Origin of the sequence: Hymenobacter piscis (assembly GCF_018760735.1) — a bacterium.
Taxonomy (GTDB): domain Bacteria; phylum Bacteroidota; class Bacteroidia; order Cytophagales; family Hymenobacteraceae; genus Hymenobacter; species Hymenobacter piscis.
In genome coordinates this window covers 189,875-209,654 of sequence record NZ_JAHHZN010000007.1, presented here as the reverse complement: position 1 = coordinate 209,654, position 19,780 = coordinate 189,875, and the positions used below count along the sequence as shown (strand labels likewise).

At 60.5% G+C, this 19,780-nt stretch carries 18 protein-coding genes; 3 read left to right on the top strand and 15 right to left on the bottom strand.

Annotated features, from left to right (window positions below):
- Nucleotides 1-7: 7 nt before the first annotated feature.
- The 3 genes from KLP40_RS10100 to KLP40_RS10090 all read right to left on the bottom strand — a co-directional run bounded on the left by KLP40_RS10100 (nt 8) and on the right by KLP40_RS10090 (nt 2,913).
- The gene (locus KLP40_RS10100; RefSeq protein WP_215593648.1) at nt 8-520 is read right to left on the bottom strand and encodes an FKBP-type peptidyl-prolyl cis-trans isomerase; all 513 of its coding nucleotides are present in this window, start codon (nt 518-520) and stop codon (nt 8-10) included.
- 117 nt (nt 521-637) lie between these two features.
- Nucleotides 638-1,696, bottom strand: coding sequence for an FKBP-type peptidyl-prolyl cis-trans isomerase (locus KLP40_RS10095; protein WP_215593647.1), 1,059 nt, complete (start codon nt 1,694-1,696; stop codon nt 638-640).
- A gap of 173 nt (nt 1,697-1,869) precedes the next feature.
- Nucleotides 1,870-2,913: a DHH family phosphoesterase gene (locus tag KLP40_RS10090; RefSeq protein ID WP_215593646.1), complete on the bottom strand. Its 1,044-nt coding sequence runs from the start codon at nt 2,911-2,913 to the stop codon at nt 1,870-1,872.
- 309 nt (nt 2,914-3,222) lie between these two features.
- Here KLP40_RS10090 and KLP40_RS10085 point away from each other — a divergent pair, with 309 nt between their 5' ends.
- Nucleotides 3,223-3,642, top strand: coding sequence for a nucleoside-diphosphate kinase (locus KLP40_RS10085; RefSeq protein ID WP_044014304.1), 420 nt, complete (start codon nt 3,223-3,225; stop codon nt 3,640-3,642).
- Nucleotides 3,643-3,788: 146 nt separating this feature from the next.
- On the opposite strand, the gene KLP40_RS10080 is transcribed toward KLP40_RS10085, so the two are convergent.
- The 9 genes from KLP40_RS10080 to KLP40_RS10040 form a co-directional block, all read right to left on the bottom strand.
- On the bottom strand, nt 3,789-5,081 hold the full coding sequence (locus KLP40_RS10080; RefSeq protein ID WP_215593645.1) for a nucleoside permease: 1,293 nt from the start codon (nt 5,079-5,081) through the stop codon (nt 3,789-3,791).
- Nucleotides 5,082-5,285: 204 nt separating this feature from the next.
- Nucleotides 5,286-6,395, bottom strand: a complete 1,110-nt coding sequence (locus KLP40_RS10075) for an alkene reductase (protein ID WP_215593644.1) — start codon at nt 6,393-6,395, stop codon at nt 5,286-5,288.
- A gap of 162 nt (nt 6,396-6,557) precedes the next feature.
- Entirely contained in the window at nt 6,558-7,163 is a 606-nt protein-coding gene (locus tag KLP40_RS10070) for a superoxide dismutase (protein WP_215593643.1), read from the bottom strand.
- A gap of 168 nt (nt 7,164-7,331) precedes the next feature.
- Complete coding sequence (locus tag KLP40_RS10065; RefSeq protein ID WP_215593642.1) at nt 7,332-7,778, bottom strand: nucleoside deaminase; 447 nt, start codon at nt 7,776-7,778, stop codon at nt 7,332-7,334.
- 93 nt (nt 7,779-7,871) lie between these two features.
- Nucleotides 7,872-8,441, bottom strand: coding sequence for a hypothetical protein (locus tag KLP40_RS10060; RefSeq protein WP_215593641.1), 570 nt, complete (start codon nt 8,439-8,441; stop codon nt 7,872-7,874).
- A 138-nt stretch (nt 8,442-8,579) separates the two neighbouring features.
- Nucleotides 8,580-9,038 carry a T9SS type A sorting domain-containing protein gene (locus KLP40_RS10055; RefSeq protein ID WP_215593640.1) on the bottom strand — a complete coding sequence of 153 codons (459 nt, stop codon included), beginning with the start codon at nt 9,036-9,038 and terminating at the stop codon, nt 8,580-8,582.
- A gap of 189 nt (nt 9,039-9,227) precedes the next feature.
- A complete protein-coding gene (locus KLP40_RS10050) occupies nt 9,228-12,857 on the bottom strand; it encodes an ABC transporter permease/M1 family aminopeptidase (protein ID WP_215593639.1) in 3,630 nt (1,209 codons plus the stop codon).
- Nucleotides 12,858-12,953: 96 nt separating this feature from the next.
- Complete coding sequence (locus tag KLP40_RS10045; protein ID WP_215593638.1) at nt 12,954-13,841, bottom strand: ABC transporter ATP-binding protein; 888 nt, start codon at nt 13,839-13,841, stop codon at nt 12,954-12,956.
- 350 nt (nt 13,842-14,191) lie between these two features.
- Entirely contained in the window at nt 14,192-14,908 is a 717-nt protein-coding gene (locus KLP40_RS10040) for a hypothetical protein (RefSeq protein WP_215593637.1), read from the bottom strand.
- Between the two features lie 642 nt (nt 14,909-15,550).
- On the opposite strand from KLP40_RS10040, the gene aspS reads away from it, so the two are divergent.
- Nucleotides 15,551-17,314: an aspartate--tRNA ligase gene (gene aspS / locus KLP40_RS10035; protein WP_215593636.1), complete on the top strand. Its 1,764-nt coding sequence runs from the start codon at nt 15,551-15,553 to the stop codon at nt 17,312-17,314.
- 63 nt (nt 17,315-17,377) lie between these two features.
- Here aspS and KLP40_RS10030 read toward each other — a convergent pair whose 3' ends face one another.
- The 3 genes from KLP40_RS10030 to KLP40_RS10020 are packed head-to-tail and all read right to left on the bottom strand — an operon-like array spanning nt 17,378 to nt 18,857.
- Complete coding sequence (locus KLP40_RS10030) at nt 17,378-18,196, bottom strand: hypothetical protein (protein ID WP_215593635.1); 819 nt, start codon at nt 18,194-18,196, stop codon at nt 17,378-17,380.
- 20 nt (nt 18,197-18,216) lie between these two features.
- Nucleotides 18,217-18,603: an HNH endonuclease gene (locus KLP40_RS10025; RefSeq protein WP_215593634.1), complete on the bottom strand. Its 387-nt coding sequence runs from the start codon at nt 18,601-18,603 to the stop codon at nt 18,217-18,219.
- A gap of 20 nt (nt 18,604-18,623) precedes the next feature.
- Complete coding sequence (locus KLP40_RS10020) at nt 18,624-18,857, bottom strand: hypothetical protein (RefSeq protein WP_215593633.1); 234 nt, start codon at nt 18,855-18,857, stop codon at nt 18,624-18,626.
- 118 nt (nt 18,858-18,975) lie between these two features.
- On the opposite strand from KLP40_RS10020, the gene KLP40_RS10015 reads away from it, so the two are divergent.
- On the top strand, nt 18,976-19,767 hold the full coding sequence (locus KLP40_RS10015) for a 3'-5' exonuclease (RefSeq protein ID WP_215593632.1): 792 nt from the start codon (nt 18,976-18,978) through the stop codon (nt 19,765-19,767).
- Nucleotides 19,768-19,780: the final 13 nt, after the last annotated feature.

The following is a 19,780-nucleotide window of genomic DNA, read 5'->3' as shown; positions in this document are numbered from 1 at the left end:
AGGCGTACTACTTGATGTCGGTTACCTCCACGTCGAAGCGCAGCACCGAGCGGGGAGCAATCGGGCCCACGCCCTGCGAACCATAGGCCAGATCAGACGGAATGAGCAGAATGGCTTTGCTGCCCTTGTTGAGCAGGGCAAATCCCTGGTCCCAGCCGGCAATTACCTGGCCCCGGCCCAGCGTGAAGTCCAGGGGCGTATTGTTGCGGTTGGCCGTTGAGTCGAACACTTTGCCGTCGAGGGTGAGGCCGGTATACCGGGCCGATACTGTCTGGCCCGCCTGGGCGGTAGCGCCGGTGCCGGGCTGGGTGATGGCCACGTACAGGCCCGATTCCTGGCGCTGGAAGCCGCTGAGGTTATTATCCTGGATGTAGGCCGTAATCAGGGCTTCGTCGCGGGCGGCGTAGTCGGTGTTGTCCACATCCTCTTTCTGGCAGGCCGAGAACAGCAGGGTGGCCAGCGTCAGCAGGAGGGTGGTGAGGCCGGCGGAGCGGCGGAAAAGGGAAACGGAGCGGAACATAAAAAGGCAAAAACGAAAGAAGGAAAACCTTGGGTTACCCCGAAGATACAAAAGCCCCCGGCCAGGTTGCACCGGACCGGGGGCTTGCACGTGGCGGCTCAGCGCATCGGCCCGGGCTTACTTGCCCTGCTGCTGCTGTTGCTGCATGGCCTGAATCTGACGGCGCAGCTCGGCTTCGTCCATCTGGCCGCCGGCTGGCTGGGCAGGAGCGTTCTTGATGTCCACCAGCTCCACGTCGAAGCGCAGGATGGCATCGGCCGGAATATCGGCCCCGGCCCCGCGCTGCCCGTAGGCCAGCGACGAAGGCACCAGCAGCATGCCTTTCGAGCCCTTGGTGAACTGGGCAATGCCCTTGTCCCAGCCCGGAATTACCTGGCCCTGGCCCAACGGGAAATCGAAGGGCTTATTGCCCATTTTAGCCGAGGAATCGAACTCCTTGCCGTTTTCGAGCAAGGTGCCCTTGTAGAGTACCGAGACTACCTGACCCGCCTTGGGCTTTACGCTGGAGCCGGCATTGGTAATCACGTAGTACACTCCCGACTCGTCCTTGGTGGCCTTCAGGTTATTTTTCTTGATGTATTCCTGGATAACTACGTCATCCTTCTTGAGCTGCTCGGCGGCGTGGGCCTCCATTTTCTGCTGCTGCTCCACCTGGGCCTTCTGCACGTCGGCCATGGCTTCCTCGCGGCTCTGCACCTTGTCCACTTTCACGAACATGGTCATGGTTTTGCCGGCTTTCTGCATGAAGGGCGGCACGGGCTGGCGGAACGACTTGGCGAAAATGGTGTCCACATTGAAGCGGAACACGGCCGAGTCGCCGGGCTGGAGCAGGCTGATGGCTTCTTCGAGGCCGCCTTTCTGCACTTTCCGCACGGTATCGAGGGGCACGCGCACCGGGAAGCCCATCTGCTGCTTGCGCGAGTTGAACAGAATCGAGTCCTTGCCGGTGCGGTATTCCACGTGCAGGGCCATGATTTTGCCGATGCGCTCCTTGTAGGTCGCGTCGCCCTCGGCACCTACCTCGCGGGAGTCGTACTTGCCGGTGCCGGTGCTCTTGAAAATCTTGTATTCAATCCCCGAGGATGTCTTGCTGAATTCGCCGCCTTTGTTGCAGGAAGCCAGACCCAGAATGCCGGCCACCAGGGCCAGGCTCAGAAAGTTGCGTTTAAAGAACATGAAGGGGTTGAAAGGTTTTGAAAAAGGAGGGAAGGTGGAAATTCCGGCAATCCAGTACCCGACAGAAGCGCGCAACTGCCCGGTGACAAACGATGCGCAGCCTTGCAGGACCTGTCGGCCGGGTTTTCTAGCCAGTTAAAACAGCGGCCAAGTTACACCGAATTATGCCGCCGCTAAGCGGCCGGGGGGGCGGTAGCCAACGGGGCGGCCACTAGCTGGGACTGGTACTCGGGCAGCAGACCCAGGAAACGCTCCACCGTGGCGTCCAGCGAATCGTGGCTGATGCCGCCGGCGGCGTTGTGGTGGCCGCCGCCGCTGAAGTTCTGGCGCGAAAACTCGCTCACCGAGAAGCTGCCCACCGAGCGGAAGGAAATCTTGACGGCCTGGGTGCGGTCGATGAGAATGGCGGCAAACACGATGCCCTCAATGCTGAGCGCGAAGTTCACCAAGCCTTCGGTGTCGCCGGTTTTGGAGTGGTACTGGCGCAGCTCCTCGGCTGTAATGGCAATGTAGGCCGTGTTGTATTCGCGCAGCACCGTGAGCTTGTCCTTGAGCACGAAGCCCAGAAAGCGCAGGCGCTCCTCCGAGTGCGAGTCGTAGATGCGGCGGTGCACATCGGAGAGGTTGATGCCCGCGTTGAGCAGCTCGGCAATAATGAGGTGCACGTTGCGCGAGGTGCTGGGGTGGCGGAACGAGCCCGTATCGGTCATGATGCCCGCGTAGAGGCACTCCCCGATGCCGGTGTCAATCAGCTCCTGGTCGCCCAGGTCACGGATGACTTCGAACACCAGCTCGGCCGTGGCGGCTGCCTTGGGGTTGGAGAAATCAAGCTGGGCGAAATCCTCGGGCTCCTGGTGGTGGTCGATGAGTACCTTAGTCCCGGGCGCCTGGCGCACGTACTCGCCCAGTTCGCTGATGCGACCCAGGCAGGAGAAATCGAGGCAGAACAGCACCTCGGCCCGGCTGATGATGTCGCGCACCTGGGCGTCGTTCTGACGGGGCTCGTACACCACCACTTCGTCGTTGCCGGGCATCCAGGCCAGGAAATCGGGGTAGTCGGAAGGCGTCACCACCGTTACGCTGTGGCCCTTCTTGCGCAGGTAGCCGGCCAGGCCCAGCGAGGAGCCCAGCGCGTCGGCGTCGGGCTTGTGGTGGGTGGTGATAAAAATCTGCCGGGGCTGCGCCAGCAGCTCATTTAGCTCAGCTATTGTGGACATTGCCTACGGGGTAGGTGACTGAATTTCGGTCGGTTAGGCCGCGTACAAAGGCGGCAAAAGTCGGAAATATTCCGCTCTCCAACAAACCCGGCCCGGGAAAGGTGCGCAAGGTACGGGAATGTCGGCTGTTAGTTCCGGAGTCCCAGGGCTGAAGCCCTGGGCTACGTAGCGTTTTTGTTCTTCTTCCCTGATTAGCCCAGGGCTTCAGCCCTGGGACTTCGGAACAACCCATCACTCATTCAACTAATTCCCCCTACTTTTGCGGCCGCAAACTCCGCGCAATTCATTTCAACCTAACCATACTGCCCCATGGCCACGAACCGCACGTTCACGATGATTAAGCCCGATGCTACCCAGGACAACCACATTGGTGGCATCCTGAGCATGATCGAAGAAGGAGGCTTCCGCATCGTTGCCCTGAAAAAAGTACAGTTGACGCCCGAGCGCGCCGGCAAATTCTACGAAGTACACAAGGAGCGCCCCTTCTACAACGACCTCGTGTCGTATATGTCGTCGGGCCCGATCGTAGCCGCCATTCTGGAGAAAGACAACGCCGTAGCGGATTTCCGCACCCTGATTGGCGCTACCAACCCCGCCCAGGCCGCCGAAGGCACCATCCGGAAGAAGTACGCCAAGAGCATCGAAGCCAACGCCGTACACGGTTCCGACTCCGACGAAAACGCCCAGATCGAAGGCGACTTCTACTTCTCGGCCGACGAGCAGTTCTAATAGTTGAGCTGTTAGCCATCAGCTGCTGGCTAACAGCTTTCCGGTCTGAACCAAAAATAAACCCGCCGTGCATCAGCACGGCGGGTTTATTTTTTAACCTCAGTATGAATGCTGGAAAAGCCAGCGGCTATCCGCGTAGCCATCAGCTAGGCATTCTCCACGCTTAGCAGGGGTTCGGTGTGTTCCAGGTCCTCGGTTACCTGCTGCGGGGTGTGCTTGTGCTTGAACAGGACAACAAAGAGCACGGCAATAACCAGGGCGTAGGCGGCAAAGGCCAGCCAGATGTTGTGCCAATCTTTCACGCCGTTGGCATCGGTGAAGAAACGCTCAATCACGATGCCGCTCACGGAGCTGCCCAGCACCGCGCCAAAGCCGTTGGTCATCATCATGAACAAACCCTGGGCACTGGCCCGGATGCTGGAGGCCGTCTGGGTTTCCACGAACAGGGAGCCCGAGATGTTGAAGAAGTCGAAGGCCATACCGTACACAATGCACGAGAGGATAATCAGCCAGATGCCGGGCGAATCGGGGGTGCCGAAGGCCAGCAGCCCGAAACGCAGCACCCAGGCTATCATACTGAACAGCATCACCTGCTTGATGCCAAAACGGCGCAGAAAGAACGGAATAGCCAGAATGAACAGCGTTTCCGACACCTGCGAAATGGACATGATGATGGCCGGGTACTTCACGGCAAACGTGTCCTGGTAGGCCGGCACTTTGTCGAAATCGTGCAGGAAGGTGTCGCCGTAGGCGTTGGTGAGCTGCAGGGCCGCGCCCAGCAGCAGGGCAAACAGGAAGAAGGTGAGCATCTTGGTGTCGCGCAGCAGGGCAAACGACTTGAGACCCAATACATCCACCAGCGAGCGGCTGGGCGTGTCCTTGGCCGTGGGCGGGCAGGCCGGCAGCGTGAAGGAATAGATGCCCAGCGCGAAGGCGGCGGCGGCGGCAATGTAGAACTGGCTGGCCGACTTCTCGAAGCCCAGCAGACTCACCGTCCACATAGCCACAATGAAGCCGATGGTGCCCCAGACCCGGATGGGCGGGTAGTCCTTCACCACATCCAGGCCCTGACGCTTGAGCACCGAGTACGACACGGCAATGCTCAGGGCCAGCGTGGGCATGTAGAAAATCATGTTCAGCAGAATCACCCAGAAGAAGGTGCTCGGGTCGGCTACCAGCGGGATGGTACACAGCACCACGCCGCCCAGGATGTGCAGAATGCCGTAGAGTTTCTCGGCATTCATCCATTTATCGGCCACGATGCCCATGAGCGAGGGCATGAAGATGGACGCAATGCCCATGGTGGAGAAAATGGCCCCGAACTCCGAACCCGACCACTGCTTGGTCTGAAACCAGTAGGCCCCGATGGTAATCAGCCACGAACCCCAGATAAAAAACTGTAGAAAGCTCAGAATGATGAGCCGCAACTTGGTACTCATGTAGGTTCGGGTTTGAAAGAAGGGGGGAACACAATTTTGAACCTAAAGATAGAGAAATCTAGCCGGTGCCATACGCCTCCGACTCTGCCTGCGGCCCCCCGGCCCGGCCCCGTGGCAAACCAAAACCCTGATGCCCACACGCAAAACGCCCCCCGGCCACCAAGGCCGGGGGGCGCCAATACCGGCCGGAAAGACCGCTCGAGGCTAGGCGTTGGCAGTGGTTGCGGCCAGCGCGGGGTAATCGGTGTAGCCTTGGTGGAAGCCCTCGGGGCCGGGGGCATAGAAGGTGCTCGGGTCGGCTTCGGCCAGTTCGGCGCCGGCCTGCATGCGTTCCACCAGATCGGGGTTGCTGATGAAGGGGCGGCCGAATGCCACGAGGTCGGCACGGCCGCTCTGCAGGTCGGCTTCGGCCCGCTTCGCATCGTAGCCGCCGCTCAGGATAAGGGTGTTGGTGAATTTTTCGCGGATGAGGTCCACGGTTTTGGCGGGCACGGCGGGGGCGCCCATGCTCTCGTGGTTCACCAGGTGCAGGTACACCAGGTTGAGCTTCTGCAGCTCGGTGGCCAGGTAGCCGTAGAGCTCGTCCACGCCGTCGTAGGCCTGCATGTCGTTGAACACGCCCCAGGGCGAGAGGCGGATGCCGGTGCGCTCGGCCCCGATGGCGGCCACGGTGCCGGCGGCCACTTCCAGCACGAAGCGGGCCCGGTTCTCGAGGCTGCCGCCGTACTCGTCGGTGCGCTGGTTGCTGTGGGGGTTCAGGAATTGCTCGAGCAGGTAGCCGTTGGCTCCGTGCAGCTCCACGCCATCGAAACCGGCCTCCATGGCCAGCTTGGCAGCTTTTACAAAGTCCTGCACCAGCGCTTTTACCTCTTCCGTGCTCAGGGCGCGGGGTTCGGGCTGGTCCTGCATCTGCTGCTGGTCGGTCCACATCTGGCCGGCGGCGGCCACGGCCGAGGGGGCTACCAGCTCGGAGCCTTCGGGCAGGTTCAGGGGGTGAGCCACCCGGCCCGTGTGCATGAACTGCACGAAAATGCGGCCGTCTTTGGCGTGCACGGCGTCGGTGGTCAGCTTCCAGCCGGCCACCTGCTCCTGGTTGAACAGGCCGGGAATGCGGGCGTAGCCCAGGCCATTGGCCGAGGGCGAGGTGCCTTCCGTGATGATGAGGCCGGCGGAAGCCCGCTGGGCGTAGTACTCGGCCACCAGCGGGCCGGGCACGTTGCCCAACGAGCGGCTGCGCGTCATGGGAGCAATAACGACGTGGTTGCGGAGGGTAATAGCGCCGAGTTGGGCGGGCGAAAAGAGCTTATCAGCCATGGGTGACATCCGGTTACATTCAGTGTAGCTACACGAACGGAGGCTAAAGCCGCGAAGTTGCCAAAAGGTTTCGGCGGGCGGGTGGCACGCATCGGCGGCAGCCACAAAAAAACCTCCACCCTAACGGACGGAGGTTTTTCTTGTGACTTAGATGGAAGCCGGTTAGGCGGCCTGGAAGCGCTTGTTTACTTCCTCCCAGTTGATGAGGTTGTAAAAAGCCGCGATGTAGTCGGGGCGCTTGTTCTGGTACTTCAGGTAATAGGCGTGCTCCCACACGTCGAGGCCCAGCACGGGAGTGCCTTTGCAGCCGGCGTCGGGCATCAGGGGGTTATCCTGGTTGGGGGTGGAGCAAATCTGCACCGAGCCATCGGCCTGCTTGCAGAGCCAGGCCCAGCCGGAGCCGAAGCGGGTGCTGGCGGCCTTGGTGAATTCTTCCTTGAACTTCTCGTAGCTGCCGAACGCCTTAGTAATGGCTTCGCCCACGGCTCCGGTAGGTTCGCCGCCGCCGTTGGGGCCGAGTACCGTCCAGAACAGGGAGTGGTTGAAGTGGCCGCCGCCGTTGTTGCGCACCGCCGCCGGAGCCGAAGCAATGTTCTGCATCAGGTCCTCGAGGCTCTTGCCTTCCAGCTCGGTGCCGGCAATGGCATTGTTGAGGTTGGTGACGTAGGCCTGGTGGTGCTTGCTATGGTGAATCTCCATGGTCTGGGCATCGATGTGCGGTTCCAGGGCGGAGTAGTCGTAGGGCAGTTGGGGCAGTTCGAAAGCCATAGTAGAAAGGGTTGGGGTGAAGGTTAGTACTGAGTAATGGGTATGGAGTAGTGAGAAGATGTTGCGCTAAGCTGTAAAAGACCGCAAAACGGCAGCTCGCTACTCCATACGCTATCCTATTCAACCGCCGCAGCCCGCATAGGGTTACGGCAGCCGGCCAAAAGTAGCCTATTTCCGCTTTTGGGCGAAAAACTCCCGCATCAGCTCCTCGCTTTCCGGAGCCAGGATGCCGCTCACTACTTCGGCCCGCGGATGCAGCAGCTGGCCGTGGCGGCGGTAGCCGAATTTGGGCTCGGCGGCCCCGTACACCACCCGCCGCACCTGCGCCCAGGCGCTGGCCCCGGCGCACATCACGCAGGGCTCCACGGTTACGTAGAGAGTGCACTCGTGCAGGTACTTGTTGCCGAGGTGGTTGGCGGCGGCCGTCAGGGCCAGCATTTCGGCGTGGGCCGTCACATCCTGGAGCTTCTCGGTCTGGTTGTAGGCCCGGGCGATGATGCGCTTGTCGAGCACGACCACGGCCCCGATCGGAATTTCATCTTCCTCAAACGCGTACCGCGCCTGCTTGAGCGCCTCCCGCATGTACTGCTCGTCGGAATACAGGGAAAGAGTCATGGCGAAATGTGGGCGAATGTGAGAAGTGTGGGCAAATGTGACAAATGAATTGCAGTCTGCTTGCGCGTGCGGCACATTCCGCACATTCCCCGTCTACTTCAGCACCACGCTACTCATGATTTCGCGGGCGGTGGGCTGCCACTGGGCCTGCTCCTCGGCGGGGGCGTCGAAGGTGAACACGTAGAGTTGGTCGCCCTCGATGGCGTACTGCACCAGCTGGTACTTGCGGATGGGCGCCAGCGTGCCGCCCCCGCGGCGGTTATCGGTTACGGTCGACACGAATTCGAGGACCACGAAGTCGCGCTTGTTGACGGTCTGGATGTCTTCGCGCAGGAACTGCACCTTGCCGTACATGTTCTGGATGCTGGCCTTGTAAATCTTGAGCAGCAGGGCGTAGTCGCGGTTGCTGAAAGTGGTGGGCTTCTGGGCCACACTCATATCCACGCGGCCGTTGGGGCTGCTGAACACGGCCAGGGGGCGGCGCTGGGCGGGGTATTTGGCCGCAATGCCGTCGTCGGGCAGGGCCGCGAAGCCCTCGGGAACCCCGATGGTGAGGTTTTTGGCAACGGCAGTTTTCTTGAGCTTCGGCCCCGCGAAGGCGACCAAAGCGGCCAGCAGCAACAGGAGCGGGGCAAAGCGGAACAGGCGGAACGTAGCGGACATGGCAGGTAAAACGGGAAACGAAACCGGCCCGAAAAGCAGCCGGCGGAAAACACAAAGCTCCGAAGTCGGGACGACTTCGGAGCCAGGGCCCGGCCCGAAGCCCGGCAGGCGGGGCCGAAGCAGCGGCCGGACCGGAACTTAGCGGCGCTTTCTGCGGCTGGCAGAGGCCACGGAGGGGTATTTAATCATCACCTTCTTCCAGTACACGTAGTTGCCGGTTTTGGCCTCTACCAGGTAGGTGCCGGCCGGAATGCGGCCCAGATCCACGGGCGCGCCGGTGTTGGTCTGCGGGTCCAGGGCGGTGGTGTACACGGCCTGCTTCTTGTAGTTGGTGACGGTGAGCGTGCCGGGCTTGGTAAACTGCTGGGTGAAGCTGAGCATGATGCTCTGCCCCCCCGAAGCCGGGAAAATATCAATGCCCGACAGCGTCTCGACGCGCTTGATGGGGCCGTTGAGGGTAACCGGCTCCACGTCGCTCTTGGACTTTACTTCGGTACCGTTGGCCGCTTTGGCCTTGGTCTTGATTTTGGTCTGGGCCTGGGCGGCCGGCAAGGAAAGCAGCGTGGCGGAAAGGGCGAGTAGAAGAGCGCGTTTCATATCGAAGAAAGAAGGCCGAAAGTCAGGGAAAAGTACCGTACTGACTTTCCCTTTACAGAAGTCAGGCCAAATATGTTGATCGAACTAAAAAACGGCGAATCTGTGGCGGAGGGGCCGATAAATAGAACGTCAGGCCGAATGCAGCCTGACGTTCTATTTATTCCCTTTGGCCTGCGCGCTATGTGCCGGCTACTTCTTCTCCAGCGTCACCGTTTTCAGGTTGTCGTCGGGGGTGCGGTCGATGAGCAGGTTGTAGGGGTCGATGCCGGCTTTTTCGGGCTTTTCGGGCACGAGGACACTCAGGCGGGTAACGCCCGGGCGGAAGCGGCGCTTCTGGCGGTAAAGCACCACGTCCTGCCACTGGCCCCGGATTTTTTTGCGGGCCAGCACGCCCACGTCAATCAGGTCGTTCATTTTTTGGGCCGGGGTTTCGTTGCCCAGGCTGTCGGCATACACCTTTTTGGCGCTGAGCACCATGTCCACCCGGTAGCGGCCGTCGGGCAGCTGGCGGGCCGTCACGGAGTCGGCCTTGTTCTCGTAGAGGGCGATGCGCTCGAACATATCCGTGAGCAGGTACTGCAGGGAGTCGGGCGTTACCTGGCGGAACTCACGGAGCAGGTCCAGGGAGGTCGTGTAGGGCGGCTGCTGGAACTTCACTTTGTTCAGGTAGCTACTCAGCGCCTGGTTCACCTTGTCTTCGCCGAGGTAGTCGGCCAGGGCATACATTACCACCGAGCCCTTGCGGTAGTGGATGTACTGCTGGTTTTCGACGCGGTAGAGGGGCTGCTCGGCCACGCGCTCGGTGCTGCGGCCGCGCAGGTAAGTGTCGAGCTCGTACTTGAGGAACTTACGCATGCGCTCCGCTCCGTACTTCTGCTTCATCACCATCAGGGCCGCGTACTGCGAGAGGGTTTCCGAGAGCAGCGTACCGCCCTGGGCATTGGCCCCGATAACCTGGTGGGCCCACCACTGGTGCGCCACTTCGTGGGCCGTCACGTAGTAGGGGTAGTCCACGTCCTTGGGGTTGGCGGTGTCCACTTTGGCAATGAAGCCGATGTTTTCCGAGAACGGAATGGTGTTCGGGAACGACTGGGCGAAGGCCGAGTAGCCCGGGAACTCCACGATGCGCACCTGCCGGTGCTGGTAAGGCCCGAAGTTTTTGGTGAAATAGCTCAGCCCATCCTGCACCCCGCGCACCATGCGGTCCAGGTTGTACTCGTGGCCGGGCTGGTAGTAAATCGTGATGTCCACGTCGCGCCATTTGGCGTGGCGCTCGGCGTAGCGGGCCGACTGGAACGAGTAGAAATCCAGGATGGGTGCGTCCATGGCGTAGCGGAAGTAGCGGCGGCCGTTTTCGGTCCACTCTTTTTGCAGGTAGCCGGGGGCCAGGGCCAGCTGGTCGGGCACGGTGCTCACGGTGGCGGCGAAGCGCACCCAGTCAGCGTCGGAGGCAATGTAGGTGTTGGCGCGGGCGGTGGTGTCTTCGAGGCGGGCCATGCGCAGCTTGGGCTTGAGGCCGAACTTCTTGCGGGCACTTTCCTCGCTCAGCTCGCCGCTTTCACTGTAGCCCAGGTGGGGCAGGTTGTCGTTGTTGACGAACGTGCCATTGGCCACGATATTGGTGCGGGCAGTCTGCTGCTCGAAGCCGGGGGCATCGTAGTACAAATCAAACGTGAGGGCCAGCGAATCGCCGGGGGCCAGGGATTGGGGCAGGCGCTGCACGTAGAAGCCCAGCACGGAATCGGCCAGCACGGCGGCGCTGCCGCCCGCCCCGAGCTGCAGCTGCCGGATGCGCACCTGCTCGTTGGAAGGCATGTTGAGAATGACGGTGTCGAGGGCGGCGCGCGTTTTGTTGCGCAGCCAGTACTGGCCCCGCACGTGCGCCTCCTGCTGCTCCGGAAACAGGTCTACCTGCACCTCCACGGCCACAATGCGGGGCTGGGGCGTGCGGCGGAAGCGGCCGTATTTCTGCTCATACTCCACGGTGAGCTGCTGGCGGGCCTTGCTGCCGCGGTAGGTGTTGAGCACGTTGGTGTTGTAGAAAATCCAGCTGCCCACGGCCGCGAAGCCCAGCAGCGCCACCAGCAGGGCCGCCCGGGCGGGGCCGGTAAAGCGGCGGCCGGCCAGGGCGCGGCGGGTAGTCCAGTCGGTTTCCGAGCCGCGCACCCACAGCAGGTTGGCCCCAATGGCCAGGGCCACGGCCAGCAACGCCCAGTAGAGCTTGAACCAGAGGTAGGGCCCCACAAAGTGGCCGAAGCCGTTCATATCGGAGTAGCGGATGCCCGAGTCGGAGCCGAACAGCAGCAGGTTGTGCTCCAGGCCCAGCTGCCCGGCAAAGAGCAGGAACACGTAGTAAAGCACCATCACGAAATGGCCCAGGTACTTGTGGTTGACCACCACGTGCACTACCACGGCCAGCACCACCACCAGCCAGTAGTCTACCAGCCGGAGCCCGAACAGCCAGCGCAGGTAGAGCCCGAGCTCGAGGTGGGTGTAGCCCGACACCAGCTGGGTGAGAATACCAAACACCATCACCACCACCAGCAGCACCACCGGCACCAGCAGCAGGGCCGTGAGCTTGCTGGCAAACGGCACCCAGTTAGGGATGGGCAGCGCGTCGTGCAGCTGGTGGAGGCGGGCGTCGCGCTCCTTCCACACCAGCTCGCCGGCGTAAAACGTGACGATGGCCAGCACGAACAGCGAGAACGAGCCCGACAGAATCTCAATCACCTGGGCCGTTATCGGGTAGGTGGTGGTATCAAAAATCTTCCCGATCTGCAGACTCGCCGCCAGCAGAAACGCCAGCCCGGCCGCCACAATGGCAATAAAGTAGGGACTGCGCAGCACGTCGCGCAAGCTCAGCCAGGTCAGGCGCAGGTACTGCCGGAAGTACTGGGCAAAGCCAAAGTGCTGCTCCACGGGCGGCAGCAGCACCGGGGCGGCGGGGGCCACCACCACGCCGGGCGCGGCCTGGGGCCGGCTCCGCTTGGCACTGCCGGTAGCGCCCTGCTCGAAACGGAAGCGCAGGAAGCAGAACCCCAGCAGCAGCAGGCCCACAAGCAGCCACAGCAGGCGGTTGAGGCCCAGCAGGCCGGTGGGCAGGACCAGCCGCGCGTTTTTCTCCACCGGCGTCCAGTACTTGGTCAGCAATGCCGTAGCGCCGTTGCCCATGGGGTCGAGCAGGCCCGCTAGGGTCTGGTTGTCGAGGTCGGCGAGCTGGGCCTGGGCCACGAAGTAGAGCACTAGGAACACGATGCTGCCCACGTAGGTGCTCAGGGCCTGGCGCGTGAGGGTGGCCAGGGCGAAGAAGATGGCCCCCGTCAGCAGCACGTTGGGCAGCACAAACGTCAGGTAGGGCGCCAGGTAGTAGCTGAGGTGAAAGGGCCCCAGCCGGTCGGCCGGAATGCCCGGAAACAGGGACCCGATAAACAGCCCCAGCCCGATGCCGCCCATCATGAGCAGGGTCACCACCAGGGTCCCAAAAAACCGCCCGCCCAGGTAGCCCCACCGGCTGATGGGCGTGGTGAAGAGCAGCGGGTGCATCTGCGAGCCGAAGTCGCGCAGCACGGCCGGCCCGAACATGGCCGACACCAGCAGCACGCCCGGCAGTAGCGTCAGCACGCTGGTCAGCCCATTGATGGTGAAGGGCGAGTTCAGGTGGACCTTGCTGCTGCCCACTACGGCCGTGATGCCCTCGAAGAAGCCCCCCGTCAGCAGGGCCAGCAGCACCGACAGCACCAGCAGAATGCCGAAATAAATGTACGTAGCCGGCCGCCGCAGCCGGTACCAAAGCTCAAATTTGAATATCTGTAGAAACATGGAGGAGAAGTTAGGAGCTGAGGGAGCTAGGAGGGGAAGCGGAAGGCGTTGAGTTAGGCAGAGACTTAATTAGCTGTCAACTCACTCATTCACCACTCACACATTCACCGCCTGCTCCGCCTGTTTGATGCGGGCGAAGTACACGTCCTCCAGGGTGGGTTCCACGCCGTCGTACTCCGGGCCGGGCTGGCTGCCGGCTACCACGTGCACGATGGTGCGGCCGGCAAACAGGCGGGTGGAAATCACCTGCTGCTCCTGCTGGAGCGCGGGCAGCAGCTCCTTGTCAATTTCGCGCCGCCACACCTGGCCCCGCAGCTCCTGCATCACCACCAGCGGGTCGCCGGTGAGCAGCACCTGGCCTTTGTTGATGATGGCCATGTTGCGGCACAAGTCACTCACGTCGCCCACGATGTGGGTGCTCAGAATCACGATGATGTTCTCCCCGATTTCGGCCAGCAGGTTATGGAAGCGGTTACGCTCGGCCGGGTCGAGGCCGGCGGTGGGCTCATCCACGATAATCAGGCGGGGGTTGCCCAGCAGGGCCTGGGCAATGCCGAAGCGCTGCTTCATGCCGCCCGAGTAGCCGCCCAGGTTCTTCTTGCGCACCTCATACAGGTTGGTGCGGTGCAGCAGCCCCGCCACAATGTCGCGGCGCTGCTTGCTGTCCGAGATGCCCTTGAGCACGGCGAAGTGGTCGAGCAGCTCCTCGGCCGAAATCTTAGGATACACCCCGAACTCCTGGGGCAGGTAGCCCAGCACCCGGCGCACGGCGTCTTTGTCGCGCAGCACGTCCAGCTCGCCCAGCGTAATGCTGCCGCTGTCTGCCTCCTGCAGGGTGGCAATGGTGCGCATCAGACTCGATTTGCCCGCCCCGTTGGGGCCCAGCAGGCCGAACATGCCGGTCGGAATGGTGAGCGTGACGTCGCGCAGGGCGTGGGTGCCGTTGGCGTAGGTTTTGGAAAGGTGCTCGATGCGGAGTTCCATAGAAAAAGGATGAAGGACAGAGGCGAAGGCTGCCGGAAGAGGCGCCAACAAACATAGAAGAACCTGCATGAACAACCGGTGCTTTTCAACCAACCCGGCTTCCTGAGGGGGCAACGGGCTTACGGAGGCTGTATCGTTGGCAAAGGGCTGGCATTACACGAGGGGGCGTAAAGTTTTCTCGCGGATGACTGCGGAGGTCTGCACGCGGCAAGATGAATCTGTCATTGCCATGAGCGTTGTCTGTGTCTTGGTCCGGGGGCTGCCGACAATTACACACACACTCTCTCAGGCGTATAGCCAAAACGCCCGCCGAGATGATTCAGCGGGCATTTTTCATTGATGAAAATACTTTATCTGGTAGTAAACTCCTGTTCGTGATTCGGTTTTTTAGCGAAACCAAAACGATACCGGACTCCCAGTCCCAGGCTTCTGGTTATGCCATTGCGCGTCCCGGCCAGAGTATATACAAAGTCATCTACCGGTGCTATATTCCGACTAAGAGTCCAGTCAAACACTGCCTCCCAGCGTGGCGAAAATACCCAGCGCCCACCCAGACCAACTGTGATATAGCTGCTACTGAGCTTAGACTCCGTTACAATTTTCTCAACAACTTGACCATTAATTAGGCGAATTCTGGTAAGACTAGGGTTACTATACCCAAATGTTAGCCCACCTATTGCATCGAATTTCAGCTTTTCAGACGGCTTCTTAGTGAAACAATAGCGAATGAGAACGGGGGCTGCGAGTTCTATTCCACCATCTTTTTCAGTTATGTCCGTGCGTTGGCCGGGAGCAAAGCCAGTACTTGAAGATTCGCCGTTTGGCCTGGAAGCCATAAATCCTGCTTGCAGGGCTATTCTGGAAGTCAGATCCAAACCAATATCTACTCTCCAAGGCCGTATTGAACGTACCTGGGGAACCGTTTGAAAATTAAATAAATAGTTACTGGAACTCAGATAAACAGTCGCATAGAAACGCATCGTATCGGAGGGGCGGTTCAGATTCTGCGACAATGAAATACTCGGCCAACAGATCAAGGTGATGGCAAGTAGAATGAAATTTACCATATGATTTGTCTTGTTTTATAGGGAAGCTGTTTAAAAAATCGAAAATTCTGTCATCCTGAGCGCAGCGAAGGACCTTATCATGACTGAGCCGCCATTGTGCAGCCATGAAAAGATCCTTCGCTACGCTCAGGATGACAGACTCGTAAAAAAGCCGACTTTGTAGACAGCTTCGATAGTTTTTGGTATTCGCAATACTCGGCCAATGGATACAATCAGATGCTGAATTTATGTATTTGCTCGGTGAGCAATCCCTGATCGAATTTCTTAGTCTACTCGAAAGGCATCTAAACTCATAAAATCCGCCGGCATCCTTAGTAGTAGGCTGTCCGTGGCGCAAGGAGGAGCGGCAGATTGGTGTCGCGGGCCAGCCAAAGTTGCCTGGGTCGGCCAACAGGACTTGGCAAACCACATCTGTGAAAGTTACCATAACCAAACCTAAGCTATAGCTGGGTAGGTTCTTGGTGTCGCTCACACCTTCCTGCTTGCTCCACATTGCACCTGCCTTCTATTCTCTACGCAACTCTCCGCGAACCGCCGCGGGAAAGCTAATCGGGACTTATCCGAAAGAAAGCGGGGCCGTCTCAGGTCTCACTTCTCCCTACTCACCGCTCCATAAAGTATCTTCGCCAAAAATATAGACCTATGCTCCGAACCCACACCTGCGGCGAACTGCGCCCTGAACATATTGGCCAAACCGTTACGCTCTGCGGCTGGGTACAGCGCACCCGCGACAAAGGCGGCATTCTGTGGGTGGATTTGCGCGACCGGTACGGCCTCACCCAGCTGGCCCTGGAAGAAGGCGTAGAAACGGCCGAAGTGCGCGAGCAGGCCCGCCAGCTGGGCCGCGAGTTCGTGCTCTGCGTAACCGGCAAAGTAGCCGAGCGCCACTCCAAAAACGACAAAATGCCCACCGGCGGCATCGAAATCCGGGTGGAGCAGCTCAACGTGCTGAACCCCGCCAAGCTGCCGCCCTTCCTGATTGAAGACGACACCGACGGCGGCGACGACCTGCGGATGAAGTACCGCTACCTCGATTTGCGCCGGGCCCCCGTGCGCCAGAACCTGATGCTGCGCCACCGCGTGGCCCAGGCCACCCGCCGCTACTTGGATGGCCAGGAGTTCATCGAAGTGGAAACCCCGGTCCTCATCAAGAGCACGCCCGAGGGCGCCCGCGACTTCGTGGTGCCCTCGCGCATGAACCCCGGCGAGTTCTACGCCCTGCCCCAGAGCCCCCAGACCTTCAAGCAGCTGCTGATGGTGTCGGGCTTCGACCGGTACTTCCAGATTGTGAAGTGCTTCCGCGACGAGGACCTGCGCGCCGACCGCCAGCCCGAGTTCACCCAGATCGACTGCGAAATGTCGTTCGTGGAGCAGGAGGACATCCTCAATACCTTCGAGGGCTTGGTGCAATACCTGTTCCGCGAGGTGAAGAACCTGGAAATCGGGACGCTGCCCCGCATGACCTACCAGGACGCCATGCGCTTCTACGGCAACGACAAGCCCGACACGCGCTTCGAGATGAAGTTCGTGGAGCTCAACGACGTGGCCAAGGGCCACAACTTCCCGGTGTTTGAGGCCGCCGAACTGGTAGTGGGTATCTGCGCTACCGGCGCGGCCAGCTACACCCGCAAGCAGCTCGACGAGCTGACCGACTACGTGAAACGCCCCCAGATTGGCGCCACCGGCCTGGTGTACGCCCGCGTGGAGGCCGACGGTAACGTGAAGTCGTCGGTCGATAAGTTCTACGGCCAGGAGCAGCTCCAGCAGTGGAAAGCCGCCTTCAACGCCCAGCCCGGCGACCTGCTGCTGGTGCTGGCCGGTCCGGCCGATAAAACCCGCAAGGCCCTCTCGGAGCTGCGCCTCGAAATGGGCCAGCGCCTCGGCCTGCGCGACAAAGACACCTTCTCGGCCCTGTGGGTGGTCGACTTCCCCCTGCTCGAGTACATCGAGGAGGAAGGCCGCTACTTCGCCATGCACCACCCCTTCACCTCGCCCAAACCCGAGGATATGGCCCTGCTGGACAATCCGGAAACCATCGGCCAAGTCCGCGCCAACGCCTACGATATGGTGATTAACGGCGTGGAAGTGGGCGGCGGGTCCATCCGCATCCACGACCGCGCGGTGCAGGCCCGCATGTTCAGCCTGCTGGGCTTTAGTGAGGAAGAAGCCAAAGCCCAGTTCGGCTTCCTGCTCGACGCCTTCGAGTACGGCGCGCCCCCCCACGGCGGCATTGCCTTCGGCTTCGACCGCCTCTGCAGCCTCTTCGGCGGCGCCGACTCCATCCGCGACTTCATCGCGTTCCCCAAAAACAACTCCGGCCGCGACGTGATGATCGACTCGCCCTCGGAAATCTCCGGCGCCCAGTTGAAGGAGCTGAGCATCAAAACGGACGTAGTGACGAAATAAGCGGCACTTCTTTTCTTGAACCACAACGGCGGCCTTTGAGGAATCAGGGGCCGCCGTTGTGGTTTAGTGCTTCATGGTGTCTGTAATGGCAAGACCAACTCTCTGGTGGTCGTTGGATGTTGCAAGGTATTGATAGTGATTGGTGAATTCTTGGAAATCAGTAGCGTAACAGTAGGATGAATAACGCATAAGATCCGGTTCAATAGTTATGGTGCCTATTCGCTCAAACTCCTGAGCGTAGGCGCGAAGCGGTTTAGGGCCAGCGAGTATGAAATCGAGACCCCACATCGCGTCAGTTGAGCTCCGAAGCCATCTGCCTACTGCTTTTGATGTCATAATGTCCTCCATAGTTGGCCGTTTTATGCCGTGATAAGTGGTCGTAATGAATTGGTACATATGCCTGTTTCGGCGCGACTCAAGCTGCGCCATGATGGTAGCCCGGTAACTGCCATCAGGCAGCTGAAAAGCCAGCACGTCGCCGTCATTGAAAATGAAAGTCTTGGCTGGTTTGTAGTTTCGGCGTTTGCGAATCCTGGGGTTGGGCTGATTGATTTTCTGCCAGAACCGCTCCAGCACTTTGTAGCGCCGCCGCCCTTCTGCGGGTAAGCCTTCCTGCTCGGTTAAGTAGGTGGCAAAGGCGCCTCGCTCGATGACTTCTGCTACTCCGGCGCGCACTGCTTCGTTCAGTTCCCCGATTTCCCATAACGCCAGCGCGTATGCCGTCACGAAGATTTCGGTGTCAACATCATCCCCAACATTCAACGGTTCAACAGCCGCGGCTATTTCGGGCAGCGAGGCACCCGCATCATATAAATCCATGAACGTGTGGTACACGTCGTGGGCGTGGTCGCCGTCTATAATTTTAACGCCGTCAGTTGCCATTAGCTTGTCGAATAGTGGAATTAAGGGAACCTACCTGTTTCGCGTAGTGATTCCCGCTCCAATAGCCGCTCTGGGACATTGAAGCCCAGCAGTTGTGCCGTGACCTGCCCGACGGTAGAGCGGCCTTGGATGGTATTGCCTACGACCACGAAATGCGTGGACCAGTCGTCAATACGGGGATGGAAAAGCCGGGTCAGCGTCCCATCAGCCGCCAGTGAGGCAATATCGCTGCCCTTGTTACGGTTGCAGAAAGCGCAGGCATAGGCCAGGTTTTCAGCCGTCGTGGGTCCACCATGCTTCTCGCTGATAACGTGGTCAATCTGGCAGCCCAGGAAGGTGTCGTCTTCGTGAATCCGACAGTATTCGCAGCGGTTGTTTGCCCGGGTGGCAACCAGGCGGCGGAGCACGGTCCCAATGTAGGAACTGCTCACGCGGCCAAGCGGTGGCGGGCGCGGGCCTTGGCCAGGCGCAGAAGGTGCTCTAGTTGCAGATAATGCCCCAGTTCCGCCGTTTCTGGAGCTGGCAGCCCTTCGGTTTTTTCCTGTCGGATAAGCTCCGCTACCCGCTGCTGAACAGTTTCCGAAGGACGATACGCCACTAAATCGGCGGGGGTGAAGCCACCGGACAGCCACTCAATAACTTCCTCGTATGCTCGGTTCATAGAACCAAGATAATGGAGTCGTCCTGAAAAAGAAAGACGTAGGCGGGCAGCAGCTTGACGGCCAATGACGCCAAAACCCCTATATTCCCTTATCCGCCCCGTTTTACCGCTGCCCGCCATGCGTCTGCTCCGTGACCTGAAGCTTGAGGAAGTCTTCGTGCTCGATATCGAAACCGTCCCCTGCGTGGGCTGCCACGACGACCTGCACGAGATGCTCAAGGAGCTCTGGGAGCATAAGTGCCACGCCCTGCGCCGCGAGAAAGGCTGGATTTCCCACCACGACCACATTGCGCCCCTGCCCGATACCCTGCACGCCGCGGCCCTGTTTGAGCAGGCCGGCATCTACGCCGAGTTCGGGCGGGTAGTGTGCATTTCGGTGGGCCGGTTCCGGTACGCCGCCGACGGGGCGCTGCGCTTCAGCGTGAAGTCGTTCTACGGGCACGACGAGCGGGAATTGTTGCGCGAGTTCAGCGCCGTCATCAGCCACCGGCCGCAGTTCCGGCTCTGCGGGCACAACGGTAAGGAGTTCGACTTTCCCTACCTCTCGCGCCGCCTGCTCATCAACGGCCTGCCCCTGCCGCCCCACCTCGATACAGCCGGCAAAAAGCCCTGGGAAGTGCCTCACCTGGATACCATGGAACTCTGGAAGTTCGGTGACCGGAAGTCGTTTACGTCCCTAAGCTTATTGGCGGCCATGTTCGGCATCCCCACGCCCAAGGACGACATCCAGGGCAAGGACGTGGCCCGGGTGTACTACGAGGACAACGACTTGCCCCGTATTGCCCGCTATTGCCAGAAGGACATCATCACCACCGCCCGCCTGCTCCAGAAATTCCGCGGCGACGAGCCCTTCCCCGACGAGGCCGTGGTGTACGCCAGCGAGGAAACGGTGCTGAAACGCGTGAGCTAGCCCCGGCCAGCCG